Consider the following 14987-nt stretch of genomic DNA (forward strand, 5'->3'; position numbering starts at 1 on the left):
CGTGCGGCGCCGCGAGGCCGTGGGAACGGCCTGGCTAGACGGCGGCCGCGACGCGCGGTCGCGGTGCGATCAGGGATCGCCGTGCGGGAGTGGTCCCCACGACGGACACGAGACCTGCACGGGCGGCCGTCGCCACGGTTCCGGTCATGTTGTCCATCGTCACTCCAGTCGTCGTCTTCGTCACCGTTGTGTCCGCGGTGCCACCGGTCCCGAGGGACCGTCGGCTGCCTGTCGCGGAGCCTTACAGACTATTCACAGTGACTCTCAGCGCGCAATAGGGTGCCGCGATTTGTTCACTTCAGTGGACGAAGTGGTGCTCGCCTCAGTGCTCGCCTCAGTGCACGCCTCAGTGGAAGAAGTGGCGCTCACCCGTGAAGTACATCGTGACGCCCGCGGCCGTCGCCGCGGCGATGACCTCGTCGTCGCGGACGCTGCCACCGGGCTGGGCCACCGCGCGCACACCGGCGTCGAGCAGCACCTGCAGGCCGTCGGCGAACGGGAAGAACGCATCGGACGCCGCGACGCTGCCGGTCGCGCGGTCACCGGCACGGTTCACCGCGAGGTGGCACGAGTCCACCCGGTTGACCTGGCCCATGCCGACCCCGACGCTCGCGCCCTGGTTCGCCAGCAGGATGGCGTTCGACTTGACCGAACGGCTCGCCTTCCACGCGAAGGCCAGGTCGGCGAGGGTCTGGTCGTCGGCGGGCGCGCCGGCGACCAGGGTCCACGTGGACTGGTCGAACGCCGTGAAGCGGTCGGCGTCCTGCACCAGGAAGCCGCCGGAGATCTGCTTGACCTCGCGCGGCGCCAGGGCGAAGTCCGCCGGCAGCGTGAGCAGGCGGATGTTCTTCTTGCGCGACAGGATCTCGAGCGCCTCGGGGTCGAAGCCCGGGGCGACGACGACCTCGGTGAAGATGTCCTTCACCGTCTCGGCCATCGCCACGGTGACCGGACGGTTCGCGGCGATGACCCCACCGAACGCCGACAGCGGGTCGCAGGCGTGCGCGGCGGCGTGGGCCGAGGCGATCGGGTCGGCGGCGTCCGCCGGGGCGATCGCGATGCCGCACGGGTTGGCGTGCTTGATGATCGCGACCGCGGGGGTGTCGAAGTCGAACGCCGCACGGACGGCCGCGTCGGCGTCGACGTAGTTGTTGTACGACATCTCCTTGCCGTGCAGCTGCGTCGCCTGCGCGATGCCGGCGCCGTCGGTGCTCGTGTACAGCGCGGCTGCCTGGTGCGCGTTCTCGCCGTAGCGGAGCGTGGCCGACAGGTCGGCGGTGAAGCCGAGGTGCTCGTCGAACGCGCCGGGCGTCTGGATGTCGCCGCTGGTCGTCGGCGCCGCAGCGGCCGCGACGACGTCGCTGGCGAAGTAGGACGCCACCGCGGTGTCGTACGCCGCGGTGTGCGCGAAGGCCTGGGCCGCCAGACGCTTGCGGAGCTCGAGCGAGGTGCCGCCGGCGCGGACGGCCTCGACGACCTCGGCGTAGGACGACGGCGAGACGACGATCGCGACGTTCGGGTGGTTCTTCGCCGACGCACGGACCATCGCGGGGCCGCCGATGTCGACGTTCTCGACCACGGTCGCGGTGTCGGCACCAGAGGCCACCGTCTCGACGAACGGGTACAGGTTCACGACGACGAGCTCGAACGCCGCGATCCCGAGGTCGGCGAGCTGCTGCTCGTGCGACTCGAGGCGCAGGTCGGCGAGCAGGCCCGCGTGCACCGAGGGGTGCAGCGTCTTGACCCGGCCGTCGAGCGACTCCGGGAACCCGGTGACGCTCGCGACGTCGGTTACGGCGTACCCGGCGTCACGGATCGTCTGGGCGGTGGACCCCGTCGACACGATCTCGACACCCGACTCGGCGAGGGCACCGGCGAGCTCGAGCAGGCCGGACTTGTCGCTCACCGAGATGAGTGCGCGGCGGACCGGCACCACGTCACGGTCGCGGTAGAGGCTGGGGTCGGCTGCGTGCACGCTCATGCGCTCGGGGTGCCCTTCAGGTCGGTGGTGCCGTTGGCGATGTCGAGGATGGTCTGGATGAGCAGGCGGCGCTCGACCGGCTTGATGCGGTCGTGCAGCGTCGACTCGGAGTCGCCCGGGAGCACGGGGACGCGCTCCTGGGCCAGGATCGGGCCGGTGTCCACGCCGTCGTCGACCGCGATGACGCTCGCGCCGGTCTCGGTGACGCCGGCTGCCAGGGCGTCCCGCACGCCGTGGGCGCCGGGGAACTCGGGCAGGTACGCCGGGTGGGTGTTGATGATGCCCGGGGCGAACTCGGACACCACCGCCGGGGGCAGCAGGCGCATCAGGCCGGAGAGCACGAGCAGGTCGGGCGACCACGGGCGGATCTGCTCGGCGAGCTCGTCGCCCCAGGCCGCGCGCGAGTCGAAGCGCGAGAACGGCACCGTGAAGGTGGGGATCGAGAACTCCTCGCCCAGACCGAGACCCTCGGCATCGCGGTCGGCACCGATGGCGACGACACGGGCGGGGTACTCGGCGTCGAAGGTCGCTTCGAGCAGGGCTCGGAGGTTCGACCCGGTACCGGAGATCAGGACGACCAGTTCGAGCACGGCACCAACCCTACCGGGACCCGCGCGGCATGACGTCGGCGCTAGCGATCGTCCTTCGGGCGGCGCCACCAGGGCAGCTCCTCGTCGGGGATCTGGTCGGTGACGTCCCAGTTCGTGGGACGGGCCGCCTGGGTGGGAGCGGCGGCGGGGGCCTCGGGTGCGGCCGGTTCGTCGTCGACGTCGTCCCGACCGGCGACGAACTCCTCGGTGCTCCACGGGAACGCCGGCTGCGCGTCGGTGTGGTCGGGTACGGGCGTCGACGTGGCGGGCCGTTCCGGAGCGGGCGCAGGGCGCTGCTGCTCCGCTACGGCGTCGGCACCGGTCACGCGGTCGCGGAGTCCACCGGCTCGCTCGCGGAGTCCACCGGCACGCTCCCGCACACCGTCGGCGGCACCGTGCAGTCGATCGCGCAGGGCACCCATCGCGGCACGTCCCGACGAGCGGGGCTCGGTCGGGCTCTCGTCCGCCAGACGCTCCGAGGCGACGGCGTCGGTCTTCGCCCAGGCCGGCAGTTCCACGTCGTAGTCCGGGTCGCGCGGGGGCGTCCGAGGCGTTGCGACGGGCGCCGGCGCGACTGGTTCGTCGGCGATCGGTTCCGTCGGGCTGTCCGCGGCGGTGCGGGGGCGGGCAGCGGTCGACCCGTCGTGCGTCTCCTCGACCACGAACCGGTGCACGTCGGTGGTCCGTCCCGCGCCGGCCTGGTCGAGCGCGGCGAGCAGCGATCCCGCCCCGGCCTCGGCTCCGGTCCGGTCTGCGTCGTCGTCGTCCGCCTCGGTCCAGCGCTCCCGTGTCCAGCCCCGGTCCGGCAGGCGGACGAGGTCGCTGCCCGCGGCGAGGGCGATGACCGCCGGCAGGCCGATCTCGAGCGCGGCGAACCCACCCACCACCAGGGCGTGCGGGCCGACGTCGGCCAGTCGTCCGGGGCCGAACGATCCGGACGACACCCAGGCGATCAGCCCGGTCAGGACACCGGCGACGATGCCCGTCGCGACACCGGCGAGCGCCCGGTGGAGTGCGGAGTCGGCGTTCCCCAGCGCACGGACGAGTCGCGGGCGCATCGAGCCGCCGATCGCGAAGCCGGCGATCACCGGCACCAGGATCCAGACCAGGCCGAAGGTGTGGCCCGAGGTCGGCAGCGCACCGAACACCGGCAGCCCGGGGATCGGTCCGAGGGTCGTGGCGATCGGGGACACGCTCGAACCGGTCCCGATGGCGAACCCGGGGCCGACCAGCCACGACGTCGCCCACCCGACGAAGTCCGGCAGGAACGCGAGCTGCCCGACGGTGAGGGCGATGCCGCCGATCACACCGGCGTGGGACTGCTCGTACAGGGTGATGACCTCGGCGAACGAGGTGAAGAGCAGGAGCGCGACGACGACCCCGGCGAACGCGACGACGACTCCGGTGGCGGCGGTCCCGGCACGGAGACCGAACCCGGCGATCGCACGCCAGAGCACGGGCACGCGGTCGAGCAGGTCGAGCACACGCTGGGTGGCGGGGTCCGCCGGAAGGTCCCGCCGTCGTCGGCAGACTTCGGAACTGACCAACGCCGGGATCCCGAACCACAGTGCGGGCAGGACCACGGCCTGCCAGATCGTCGGCTGCGTGGCAGCGGAGGTCGACGACAGCGCGACGCCCAGGCCGAGCGCCGCGACGACCGCCGTCCCGACCAGCAGGCCGGTGGTCCGGTGCTCGGTCTCCGCGAAGCGTCGACCGGCGCGGGCGCCGAGCCAGGCGGTCACGACAGCGAAGCCGAGCGCCGCGAGCGTCACGTGGATGGGATCGGCGGCACCGCTGACCCCGGAGCTCTTCGCCAGCGCGGACCCGAGCAGGAACGAGACGTCGACGCCGTGGCCGACGAGCCAGACGCTGCCGGTGGCCTTCCAGAACACGTCCCAGTCGATCTGCAGGCCGTACTCGAAGCCCCACAGCAGGGTGAGCGGCACCAGTGCGATCCCGATGCCGACGCCGACCGTCACGACCGCCTCGATCGCGGCGAGCAGAGCGGTTCCCAGGCGGTTCATCGCAGCGAGGATACGTGAGCCGACCCCCGAACGACGGGAGGCTCGGCGCGGAACCCGCACCGAGCCTCCCGGCTTCGTCCCGACCGTGTGCCGGGCGATGGCCGCTAGCGGGCGGCGACGACCTCACGCAGCAGCGCAGCGGTCTCGGACGGCGTCTTGCCGACCTTCACGCCTGCGGCCTCGAGCGCCTGCTTCTTCGCCTCGGCGGTGCCGGCGGAACCGGACACGATCGCTCCGGCGTGGCCCATCGTCTTGCCCTCGGGGGCGGTGAAGCCCGCGACGTAGCCGACGACCGGCTTCGTGACGTGCGCCTTGATGAACTCGGCTGCGCGCTCCTCGGCGTCGCCACCGATCTCACCGATCATCACGATGGCCTCGGTCTCGGGGTCGGCCTCGAACGCGGCGAGCGCGTCGATGTGCGTCGTCCCGATGACCGGGTCGCCGCCGATGCCGATGGCGGTCGAGAAGCCCAGGTCACGCAGCTCGTACATCATCTGGTAGGTCAGGGTGCCCGACTTCGAGACGAGGCCGATCGGACCCTTGCCGGTGATCGTCGCCGGGGTGATGCCGACGAGCGACTCCCCCGGGGTGATGATGCCGGGGCAGTTCGGGCCGATGATGCGGGTCGTCCCGCCGAGCGCCTTGGCGTGCGCCCAGAACTCGGCGGCGTCCTGCACCGGGATGCCCTCGGTGATGACGACGACGAGCGGGATCGCGGCATCGATGGCCTCGAGCACAGCGTCCTTGGCGAAGGCCGGCGGCACGAAGACGATGGAGACGTCGGCACCGGTGGTGTCGATGGCCTCGCGCACGGTGCCGAAGACGGGCAGCGACACGTCACCGTGGGTGACGGTGGTGCCGGCCTTGCGGGCGTTGACGCCACCGACGACCTGGGTGCCGGCCTTGAGCATGAGGGCGGTGTGCTTGGTGCCCTCGCCGCCGGTGATGCCCTGGACGATGACCTTGGAGTCCTTGTTGAGGAAGATCGACATGGTCAGTCCCTTCAGGCCGCGGCAGCGGCGAGTTCGGCGGCCTGCTCGGCCGCGTCGTCCATGGTCGCGGCGACGGTGACGAGCGGGTGCGCTGCCTCCGCCAGGATCCGTCGGCCCTCTTCCACGTTGTTGCCGTCCAGACGCACGACGAGCGGCTTGGTGGCCGCGTCGCCGAGGATCCCGAGGGCGGCGACGATGCCGTTCGCGACGGCGTCGCAGGCGGTGATGCCGCCGAAGACGTTCACGAAGACGCTCTTCACCTGCGGGTCGCCGAGGATGACGTCGAGGCCGTTGGCCATGACCTCGGCCGAGGCGCCGCCGCCGATGTCGAGGAAGTTCGCGGGCTTCACGCCGCCGTGACGTTCACCGGCGTAGGCGACGACGTCGAGCGTCGACATGACGAGGCCCGCACCGTTGCCGATGACGCCGACCTGGCCGTCGAGCTTGACGTAGTTCAGGCCGTGGGCCTTCGCCTTGGCCTCGAGCGGGTCCTCGCTCGCGGAGTCCTCGAGGTCCTTGTGCGCGGGGTGGCGGAAGTCGGCGTTCTCGTCGAGCGAGACCTTTCCGTCGAGCGCCAGGATCTGGCCGTCGCCGGTGCGGACGAGGGGGTTCACCTCGACGAGCGTGGCGTCCTCGCCCTTGTAGACGTCGTAGAGCTTCGAGAAGACGTCGGCCACCTGGTCGACGAGCTCCGCCGGGAACCCGGCCTGCTCGGCGATCGCGCGACCGGCGGCCGCGTCGATCCCGGTGAGCGGGTCGACCTCGACGCGGGCGAGCGCCTCGGGCTTCTCGACTGCGAGCTGCTCGATCTCCATGCCGCCCTCGACGCTGGTGAGCGAGAGGTAGGAGCGGTTGGCCCGGTCGAGCAGCACGGAGAAGTAGAACTCCTCGGCGATGTCCGCGCCCTGGGCGATCATGACGCGCTGCACGGTGTGGCCCTTGATGTCGAGGCCGAGGATCGCCTGGGCGTGCTCGAACGCCTCGTCGGGGGTCTTCGCGACCTTGACGCCGCCGGCCTTGCCGCGCCCACCGACCTTCACCTGGGCCTTGACGACCACGACGCCACCGATCTTCTCGGCCGCCGCTCTCGCCTCTTCCGGGGTGTCGGCGATGATCCCCTGGAGGACGGGGACGCCGTAGGACTCGAAGAGGTCCCTGGCCTGATACTCGAAAAGATCCACGCTGTTCTTCTTCCCGCACGGTTCGTGCGATCGGCATCGGTTTCCCGGTCGCGCACTCCACATCGAGGGTCGCTCGATGTCGAGACAACGGCCGTCACGCAGCCTAGCGCGGCGACATGGACGTCGAGACAACGGGCGGCGCGGGACGCAGGGGAAGGCGCGGTCGCTCGACCACCCGTCGGCGACCGCGCTCCACTCCCCCGAGCACCGGCAGTGTGCACGGCCACCGTGACGGGGAGGTGTCCCGCAGGTGAACTCGCGCACCCTGGACGCCGCTCTCACCGACCCGGCGTACACCGGAAAGCCCGAACCACCGGCAGGCCCGAACCACCGGATGGCCCGAACGAAGGAGCGCGCATGACCGCGGAACAGAACCAGCAAGCACAGGAACGACTCGGCGAGATCCTGGAGGCGCGGGCCTTCGACCGCTTCCCCGAGGTGTGGGCCGAGGACGTGGTGGACCACGACCCCGCGCCCAGCCAGCAGCCCGGCCTCGCGGGGATCGTCGACTTCTGGACCGAGTTCACCACGGCGTTCCCGGACCTCACGCTCGAGCCCGACCCGCTCGTCGTCACGGACGACTACATCACCGCGGTGTTCACGATCCGCGGGACCCACACCGGTCCGTTCCAGGGCCACGCGCCGACGGGTCGCACCTTCGAGGTCCGCGGCATCCAGGTCTCGAAGTTCCGTGACGGCAAGATCGCCGAACGCTGGGGCGCCACCGACGAGAAGGGTCTGGCGGAGCAGCTCGCGCTCGGCTCCGGCGACGTCCACTTCGTCAGCGCCTGAACACCATCCGACACCCGGCACCACCCACACCCAGGAGGACACCATGAGCGATCCCGGCATCAGCCCCGTCGACGACTTCGAGGCCCAGCAGCGCCGCGACGACGACATCGACCGCGAGCACGTCGGCCCGTACGAGGTGGACGAGTCCGAGGAGTCCCTCGAGACCGTGACGAACGACGCCGTCGCCGGCGAGACGGTCGAGCCGCAGCCCGGTGACGGTACGGACGACGGTCCGACCGGCGGCTCCCCGCGCGAGGGCTCGCCCGACCTGTGGGAGCACGACGCCGACGAGGACCGGCCGGACCTGGGTGACGACCTCGGCACCAAGCCGCTCTGATCCGCTTCCCCTGACCAGCGATCCCCAGGGATCCGCGGAACGCGGCCCGTAGCATCGGGCCGTGTTCCGTCGTGTCCGTGCCAGCGTCCGCAGCATGCCGTCGGCCGCCCGCCTGGTGGCCATCGCGGCGATGCTGCTCGTCGCAGCCTCCGCACACCTCGCCGCGCAGTCCGAGCCGGCAGGTCGATGGGTCCCGCTCCTCGCGTTCGCGGTGGTCGGAGCCGTCGTCACCGGAGCACCGAGCCGCCTCTGGCCGCTCCCCGCGATCTGGCTCGTCGCGACCCTGCTCGCCCTGACGGGCGACGTCCGGGTCGACGGCACGTACCTGGTGGCCGCCCTCGTGACCGGCGCGGTCGCGCTCGTCGCGGCGATCGTCGCTGATCTCGTCCCCATCCTGCGGGCGCGACGCCGACGGGGTGGACCGTGACCACCCCACGGCCTGGAGGCCCGGTGCCGGGCCCGCCACGTCCCTCCAGTCACGGCCGTCACCCCGCTGGCGCGGTGCGCCGGAACCGGCTGGTGGGGCCCACCTCCCGTCCGTCGTCCGGTCGCGCCCACGACCGCAGCCTGCGTCGGTTCCTCGGTGACAGCACGCCCGTGGCCGCGGGCGGCCGCGCCATCCTGCTGCAGATCGCCGACCCGGTCGTCGCGGCGGGGGTCCGCCGGCACTCGGACTTCGCCCGTCGACCGCAGCAGCGGCTGGCCCACACCCTGATGTTCGTGTACGCCGTCGTCTCCGGCACGGAGCGTGACGCCGCGATCGCCGCGGGTTTCGTGAACCGGGCCCACGCGCCCGTGACCGGCGCGGACGACGTCGACCGGCAGCTGTGGGTGGCCGCGACCCTGTTCGACTCGGCTCGTCGGGCGCACGACCTGTTCGGCGCTCCCGTCACGGCTGAACGCGCCGAGGCCGTGCTCGCCGCGTACGCCCCGATCGCGACGACGCTGCGGGTGCCCGCCGAGCGCTGGCCGACCTCGGTCGCGGCCTTCGACGAGTACTGGGCCGACGCCCTCGACCGGCTCGAGGTCACCGACGACGCCCGCGGGGTGGTGCGGGACCTGCTCCACCCGCGGTTCGCGCCGCTCTGGGTGCGTGCCGCGATGCCGCTCGTCCGGATCGTCACGGTCGGGATGCTGCCGGAGCGGCTGCGGACCGCGTACGGGTTCGCGTGGGGGCCGCGCGAGCAACGGCGGTTCCAGCGGACGGTCGTCGCGGTCAGCGGCGTGCGGTCGGTCCTGCCCGGGGACCTGCTGCGGCTGCCGGGTCCGCTGCTGCTGCGGGCGATGCGCCGGACGGCCGGGCGACACGCCACGGTACGGTAGCGGGCATGTCGGTCGACCACTTCGCCATCACGGTCCCGCGCTCCTGGTTCGAGCTGCCCGTCGAGCCGGAGCGCCGCGACGACCGGATCAGCGCCCTGGTGCAGGAGCGCATCGAGGACCAGCGCGAGCTCTGGGACCACCGGACCGAGATCGTCCGGGCTCTCCGTCGGTTCGCGCGGTCGGCGTGGGACAGCGGTGCGCGGTACTGCGCGGCCTTCGCCGAGCCGAGCGACGACGGCATCGTCTCCGGCGCCCTGACCGTCACGGTCCTGCCCGCGCCCGAGGCCGGCGGCGACCCGCTCGCCGCCCTGACCGACCACGTCGCCGCGCTCGGCGGTGACGACGACGGCATGCACGTCGACGTGCACGAGGTCCCGCGCGTCGGCCGGGTGCCGCGCGTCTGGGGCGTCTCGACCGTGCAGGCGCCGGACGGCCGCGGCTGGTTCGACGTCGTGCTGATGCAGACGTTCGTGCCGGCCGGTGACCAGGTCGCGCTGGTGAGCGTGTCCTCGCCCGCGACCGACCTGGCCGAGCCGCTGTACGAACTGTTCGAGACCGTGACCGACACCTTCGAGCTCATCGACTCGGCCACGGTCGGCGGCGGGGTCGACTGATGAGGATCTGGCCGTTCCGGAAGCGTCGGAAGCCCGTCGAGCCCGTCGTCGAGCGGGTCACCGTCGACGACCTCGCGCGGATGGCGCAGCGTGGCGAACTCGCCCGCGCGGTCGTCACGCCGCCGCCGGCTCCCCGCGCCAGCGCCGACCGGGTGCGGGCGACCGTCGCGCAGCTGCCCGGGCGTCCCCTGGGCTCCGCCGGTGGCACGGCTCGCCGTGACGCGGCCCCGGCTCGGCAGACCGCGGCGGCCGTCCTGGTGCTCGACGACCACCAGCGGGTGACCGTGTCCGGTGGCGGGCTGATCGGCCGTGACCCGGCGAGCGCCCACCCGGACGGCGGCTACGCGCACATGATCGCACTCGAGGACCCGGACAAGCTGCTCAGCCGCACGCACCTGGAGTTCGGCTTCGGTGCCGAGGGCTCGCTCTGGGTGCTCGACACGGCGTCGGCGAACGGGGTCGAGCTGCAGCGGCCGGGGTTCCCGGCGACGATGGTGCCGCCGGCGCAGCGCACCGTGGTGCAGCCGGGCGACGTGGTCGTGTTCGGCGGCCACACCCTGCGCGCCGAGCCGCAGACCGCGCTGGTCGCCGAAGCCCCACTCGGCTGACGCCGAGCGGCGCGGCGGCGCGACGCTGGCGCGCGACGTTGCGCGACGTCGGCGCGCGCCACTGCCGCGCTGTCCCCGTCAGTCGGCGGGCACCTGCACGAGCCGCAGCGCCTGGTCGGCGTCGTTGAGCAGTGCCCGACCCGGCACCCGGTCCTGCGTCACCAGGCTCTTCGACAGCTTCGTGCCGATCAGGTCGCCGTCGACGGTGCTGAGCGGTGCGAGCAGCATCCCGCGACGGGCCTTCTTCGCGTCGACCTGCCATCCACGGAACCCGCTCGCGACGCCCTCGACGTCGCCGGCGATGACGAGCCCGACCGAACGGCCCCGGTCGGAGTCCATGACCGCCCGGAACACCGGTTCGGCCGGGGTCTCCTTGAGCGCCTCGGCGTCGTCGACGAGCACGAGCGTGAAGCCGTCCGAGCCGGTGTCGATCGCGGCGGAGAGGCCCTCGGCCCCGATCCCGCCGTCGGTGACCACGGTCGCGCGCGGTGCACCCTCGAGTGCCCGGAGCGGGGAGTCCCGCGGCGTGACCGCGACGACCGACCCACCCGCGGACAGGACGTGCCGGGCCATCGCGACGAGCGCGGTGCTCTTGCCGGAGCGCGGGCTGCCGGCGACGATGAACACCGGGGTGTCCTGCACGAAATCGTGGGTGAAGAGCCGGAGCTCGTCGCCGCCGACGCCGAGCGCGACCCGGCCGACCGAGGCGTCCGCCGAGGGCAGGTACCGCACGGCCTCCTCGAACGTGATGGACCGCGGCAGCACGTCGATCCGGAACGGCTTCGGCACGGTCGCGGGGACGTGGGCGCGGACCTCGTCGCCGATGCCGCGGATCGCCGCCGCCTGGTCGCGTCCGCCGAGGCCGCCGGGCAGCACGGCGACCTGGGTCTCCGTCGCAGTGGCGTTCCGGAAGCCGCGGCCGGGCGGGATCGACTCCGGCAGCTTCTTGCCGTTGATGCCCTCGTAGTTGTAGTCGCCGCGGTCGGCCAGGGCGAGCAGCAGCTTCCGCTCCACCTGGCTCGACATCCGGCCGGAGGTCAGCGTGCGGTCCCCGGAGACGATCAGGTGCACGCCGACGCCGACGCCCTCGCGGAGCAGCGTCTGGACGGCGTCGTGCAGCGCACCGTTCTCGGCGTCGGCCAGGGTCGCCATGAAGCTCTCCCACTGGTCCAGGAACACGACGACGTGCGGCAGCGGGGTGGTGTGCTCGTCGGACCGCTGCTCGGCGATGGACGAGTACCCGCCGCTCGCGAAGGCCGCCTGGCGCTCCTGCACGGTGCGGAGCAGGATGCCGAGCAGCCGCGAGACCCGGTCGGGCTCGTGCCGCTGCACCACGGCACCGCAGTGCGGCAGGGCCCCGAGCGCGAGCAGGGCGCCGTTGCCGCAGTCGATCCCGTACATGTGCACGTCACCGACGCCGAGGCGCAGGGCCATCGCCCCGGCCAGGGTGCGGAGCGTCTGGCTGCGGCCGGAGCGCGGCGACCCGATGACGAACAGGTGGCCGTCGGCGTCGAGATCGAACACGGCGGGGCGCTGCTGTTGATCGGCGGGGTGGTCCTCGACGCCCCAGGCCACGGCGAGCGGCGGCAGCTCGGCAGCACCTGCGGCACCGGCGGCTTCGACGTCGTCGAGTCCGACGACCGCGCCGAGGGGCGGCAGCCACGGCTTCCGCTGCTCGGGGGTGCCGAGGGCGCGGGTGGCGTCGCCGATCGACGCGACGAGGACGCTCAGGTCGGTGACCTCCACGTCGCTGGCGGCGGCCTCGACGGCTGCCGGGCGGGGGGCTGGTTCGCTGTACGAGGCGAAGGTGAGTTCGCGGACCAGGGCGGGCCGGGCCTCCTGGTCGTCCGTGCCGGGCCGACGCCCGCCCACCCGACCGGACTGGAAGGGCAGCAACGAGGCCGCGCCGAGCCGCACGTACGCGCGACCGGGCGTCGTCTTCGCGATCCGCGCGGCGTCGTTCGCGCCGATGACGTCCTGGCTCTCCGACTGGTCGGTGACGCGCAACGCGATCCGCAGGTTCGTGTTGGCGCGGATCTCGGGCGACACGACACCGCCGGGGCGCTGCGTGGCGAGCACGAGGTGGATGCCGAGCGACCGACCACGCTGGGCGATGTTCACCAGGCCCTTGACGAAGTCGGGCAGCTCGCGGGCGAGCGAGGCGAACTCGTCGATGACGATGAGCAGCCGCGGCAGGCTCGGGATCGCGTCGCCCGACGCCGCGCGCTTCGCCTGCAGGTCCTGGTAGTCCTCCAGGTCCTTCGCGCCGACCTCGGCCAGGGCGTGCTCGCGGGTGCGCAGTTCCGCGCCGAGCGACTCCAGCGCCCGCTCCACCTGGTGGGTGTCGAGGTCGGTGACCATGCCGACCGTGTGCGGCAGGTCGACGCAGTCCTTGAACGCCGCACCGCCCTTGTAGTCGACGAGCACGAAGTTCATCTCGTCCGGCCGGTTCGCGACGGCGAGCGACGCGACGATCGTCTGCAGCAACTCGGACTTGCCGGAACCGGTCGTGCCGGCGACGAGTCCGTGCGGACCGTCGTTCCGCAGGTCGATCGCGAACGGCCCGTCGATCGAGGCGCCGATGACGGCGGTCGTGCTGCGTCCGCCGAGCAGCCACCGGGCCTGCACGGCCTCGGACGTCGGCGGTTCGAGCTGGAGGACGTCGAGCAGCCGCGCCGACGACGGGATGGCGCCGTCCTGCACGTCCGGGCTGGCGTCGACGATCGGCGACAGCGACCGGGCGACCCACTCGAGCCAGTCCTGGTCGACCAAGTCGGGTCGGGCATCGTCGATCCGCTCGGTGCGCTGCTGCGTGACCCGGATCCGGTCGTCGCGGACCACGACCACGGCGTCGCACTCCTCGGGCAGGAGCCGCTCGTCCAGGTCGAGGCAGATGCTGAACACCCCGACCGACGGCCCCTCCTTCAGCACCTGCACGAGCGACGGCATCGCACGCAGGCGTCGGGCGCCGTCCATCACGACCACGATCTCGTCGGCCGGCGGCGTCTTCTTGCCGATGCCGGCTTCCTTCCGGGCGTCGATGACCGCCGCGAGCTCGGCGATGGCCCGCGCGGTCGTCGCGGCGTTCGAGGCGATGCTCGTCATCGGCTGGTCGGCGCCGTCGCGGCGGACGTGCGGCAACCAGGACATCCACTCCCACAGCGCGGTCCGGGTGGTGTCGGTGAGCAGCGTGAAGGTGACGTCCTTCGGGCTCTGCAGCGTCGCGAGCTGCGCGACCACCCAGTTCGCCAGCCGTCGGGCGTCGTCGTCCGGGCCGGCGATGCCGATCACGCCGCGCTCCGCCAGGCGGATCCGGACCGGCACGTCGGTCGCGTCCCACGCGACGGTCCGCTTGTGCGACAGCTGTTCCGGGTCCTCGATGGTCACCTCGGAGCGCTGCGTCGCCGTGCCGACGCGGACGAGCAGGTGGTCGGGGTCGGTCCGACGCCGCTCCCACAGGCGCGGCAGCGGCGTGACCGCCGTCTCGTAGACGGCAGCCGGGTCGGGGGCGCTCGCGATCCAGCGTGCCCGTTCGGACTGGAGGCTCTCGGTCGCGTCCGCCTCGATGCGCGCCTTGGTGTCCTCGTACTCCACGATCCGCTGGCGGTACGTCTTCTTGCCCTGACGGCGACCCTGGAGGCCCGTGATGATCATCAGGATCGGTGACAGCAGGGCGATGAGCAGGTAGATCCAGCGACCGGTGGTCGACACGAACATCACGGCCATGCCCATCGGCGCCAGCGCCATCAGGATGGGCAGCGCCCGCGCCGGGGGTTCGGTCGGCGGGGCCGGAAGCTGGTAGCGGGTGTGCTCGTCGGGAGGCAGGATGCGCGGCGGGCGGTTGTACTCGAGCGACATGCCGTCGTCGGCCAGGGACAGGTGCGCCCCACGGTCCGGCGCCCGACCGAAGCCGAGCAGGACCCCGCCGATCGCCAGCTGCGCGGTCTCCGGCCAGTCGGTCTCCTCGGTGACGGCAGCACCGTCGAGCACCGCCCCGGCGAAGCCGTTCGCCGGACGGACCTTCGCGCCGTCGGCCGTGACCGACACGAGCAGGGCGACCTCCGGTACGGTCTCGGCCCCGGTGGCCTCGGCCTCGACTTCGGCGGTGGTGCTCACCGGGATGCGCACCGTGGCGTTCGTCGCCGTGCCGATCGTCACCGTGCCGGTGCCCACCCGCACGATGGTGCCGGCGTGCAGGCCCGAGACGATCCGGATCTCGGCGTCGGTCAGCGGACGGAGCGGCTGCGGCGGCACCTGCTCGAGGCTGCGGGCCACGACCACGCCCTCGCGCACACCGGACTCGGCGACCGTCGCCGCCAGGTCGAGCGGCTGCTCGCCGACGAAGTACGCCGGGGTCCGTCCGGAGGCCACGACGTCCGTCGCGATGAGGCGTTCGGCCTCGGCGACGAGCTCGCCGACCGCACGGGTGTCGTCCCCGTCGACGTAGACGTTGGCGGTCTGACCGCTCTCGCGGTCGACCATCGTGAACGTGAAGGTCATGGCATCCCCCGTAGCATTGACTACATGTCGCAGGACGATGGTAGT

At 72.6% G+C, this 14987-nt stretch carries 12 protein-coding genes; 6 read left to right on the top strand and 6 right to left on the bottom strand.

Annotation, left to right across the window (positions count from 1 at the left end):
* Positions 1-346: 346 nt before the first annotated feature.
* The 5 genes from purH to sucC form a co-directional block, all read right to left on the bottom strand.
* The gene (gene purH, locus EDF28_RS01225; RefSeq protein WP_123936913.1) at positions 347-1981 is read right to left on the bottom strand and encodes a bifunctional phosphoribosylaminoimidazolecarboxamide formyltransferase/IMP cyclohydrolase; all 1635 of its coding nucleotides are present in this window, start codon (positions 1979-1981) and stop codon (positions 347-349) included.
* On the bottom strand, positions 1978-2571 hold the full coding sequence (purN, locus tag EDF28_RS01230) for a phosphoribosylglycinamide formyltransferase (RefSeq protein ID WP_123936914.1): 594 nt from the start codon (positions 2569-2571) through the stop codon (positions 1978-1980). The genes purH and purN overlap by 4 nt, the downstream gene beginning before the upstream one ends.
* 41 nt (positions 2572-2612) lie before the next feature.
* Positions 2613-4595, bottom strand: a complete 1983-nt coding sequence (locus tag EDF28_RS01235) for a DUF6350 family protein (protein WP_123936915.1) — start codon at positions 4593-4595, stop codon at positions 2613-2615.
* A 104-nt stretch (positions 4596-4699) separates the two neighbouring features.
* Positions 4700-5587 (bottom strand): succinate--CoA ligase subunit alpha, encoded by an 888-nt coding sequence (sucD, locus tag EDF28_RS01240; RefSeq protein WP_123340958.1) that lies wholly within the window; start codon positions 5585-5587, stop codon positions 4700-4702.
* A gap of 11 nt (positions 5588-5598) precedes the next feature.
* Positions 5599-6768 (bottom strand): ADP-forming succinate--CoA ligase subunit beta, encoded by a 1170-nt coding sequence (sucC, locus tag EDF28_RS01245; protein ID WP_123671459.1) that lies wholly within the window; start codon positions 6766-6768, stop codon positions 5599-5601.
* Positions 6769-7125: 357 nt separating this feature from the next.
* Between sucC and EDF28_RS01250 the strand changes: the two genes are divergently transcribed.
* The 6 genes from EDF28_RS01250 to EDF28_RS01275 all read left to right on the top strand — a co-directional run bounded on the left by EDF28_RS01250 (position 7126) and on the right by EDF28_RS01275 (position 10442).
* A complete protein-coding gene (locus EDF28_RS01250; protein ID WP_123936916.1) occupies positions 7126-7560 on the top strand; it encodes an ester cyclase in 435 nt (144 codons plus the stop codon).
* A 43-nt stretch (positions 7561-7603) separates the two neighbouring features.
* Positions 7604-7897, top strand: a complete 294-nt coding sequence (locus EDF28_RS01255; protein WP_111085347.1) for a hypothetical protein — start codon at positions 7604-7606, stop codon at positions 7895-7897.
* A 61-nt stretch (positions 7898-7958) separates the two neighbouring features.
* Positions 7959-8324 (top strand): hypothetical protein, encoded by a 366-nt coding sequence (locus EDF28_RS01260; RefSeq protein ID WP_123936917.1) that lies wholly within the window; start codon positions 7959-7961, stop codon positions 8322-8324.
* A gap of 92 nt (positions 8325-8416) precedes the next feature.
* Positions 8417-9220 (top strand): oxygenase MpaB family protein, encoded by an 804-nt coding sequence (locus EDF28_RS01265; RefSeq protein ID WP_185094107.1) that lies wholly within the window; start codon positions 8417-8419, stop codon positions 9218-9220.
* Positions 9221-9225: 5 nt separating this feature from the next.
* Entirely contained in the window at positions 9226-9834 is a 609-nt protein-coding gene (locus EDF28_RS01270) for a hypothetical protein (protein WP_123936919.1), read from the top strand.
* Positions 9834-10442, top strand: coding sequence for an FHA domain-containing protein (locus tag EDF28_RS01275; protein WP_123936920.1), 609 nt, complete (start codon positions 9834-9836; stop codon positions 10440-10442). Before EDF28_RS01270 ends, EDF28_RS01275 begins: the two co-directional genes overlap by 1 nt.
* 78 nt (positions 10443-10520) lie before the next feature.
* On the opposite strand, the gene EDF28_RS01280 is transcribed toward EDF28_RS01275, so the two are convergent.
* Positions 10521-14942, bottom strand: a complete 4422-nt coding sequence (locus EDF28_RS01280; protein WP_123936921.1) for an FtsK/SpoIIIE domain-containing protein — start codon at positions 14940-14942, stop codon at positions 10521-10523.
* Between the last annotated feature and the right edge of the window lie 45 nt (positions 14943-14987).

Source organism: Curtobacterium sp. PhB137 (assembly GCF_003814955.1).
Classification (GTDB): domain Bacteria; phylum Actinomycetota; class Actinomycetes; order Actinomycetales; family Microbacteriaceae; genus Curtobacterium.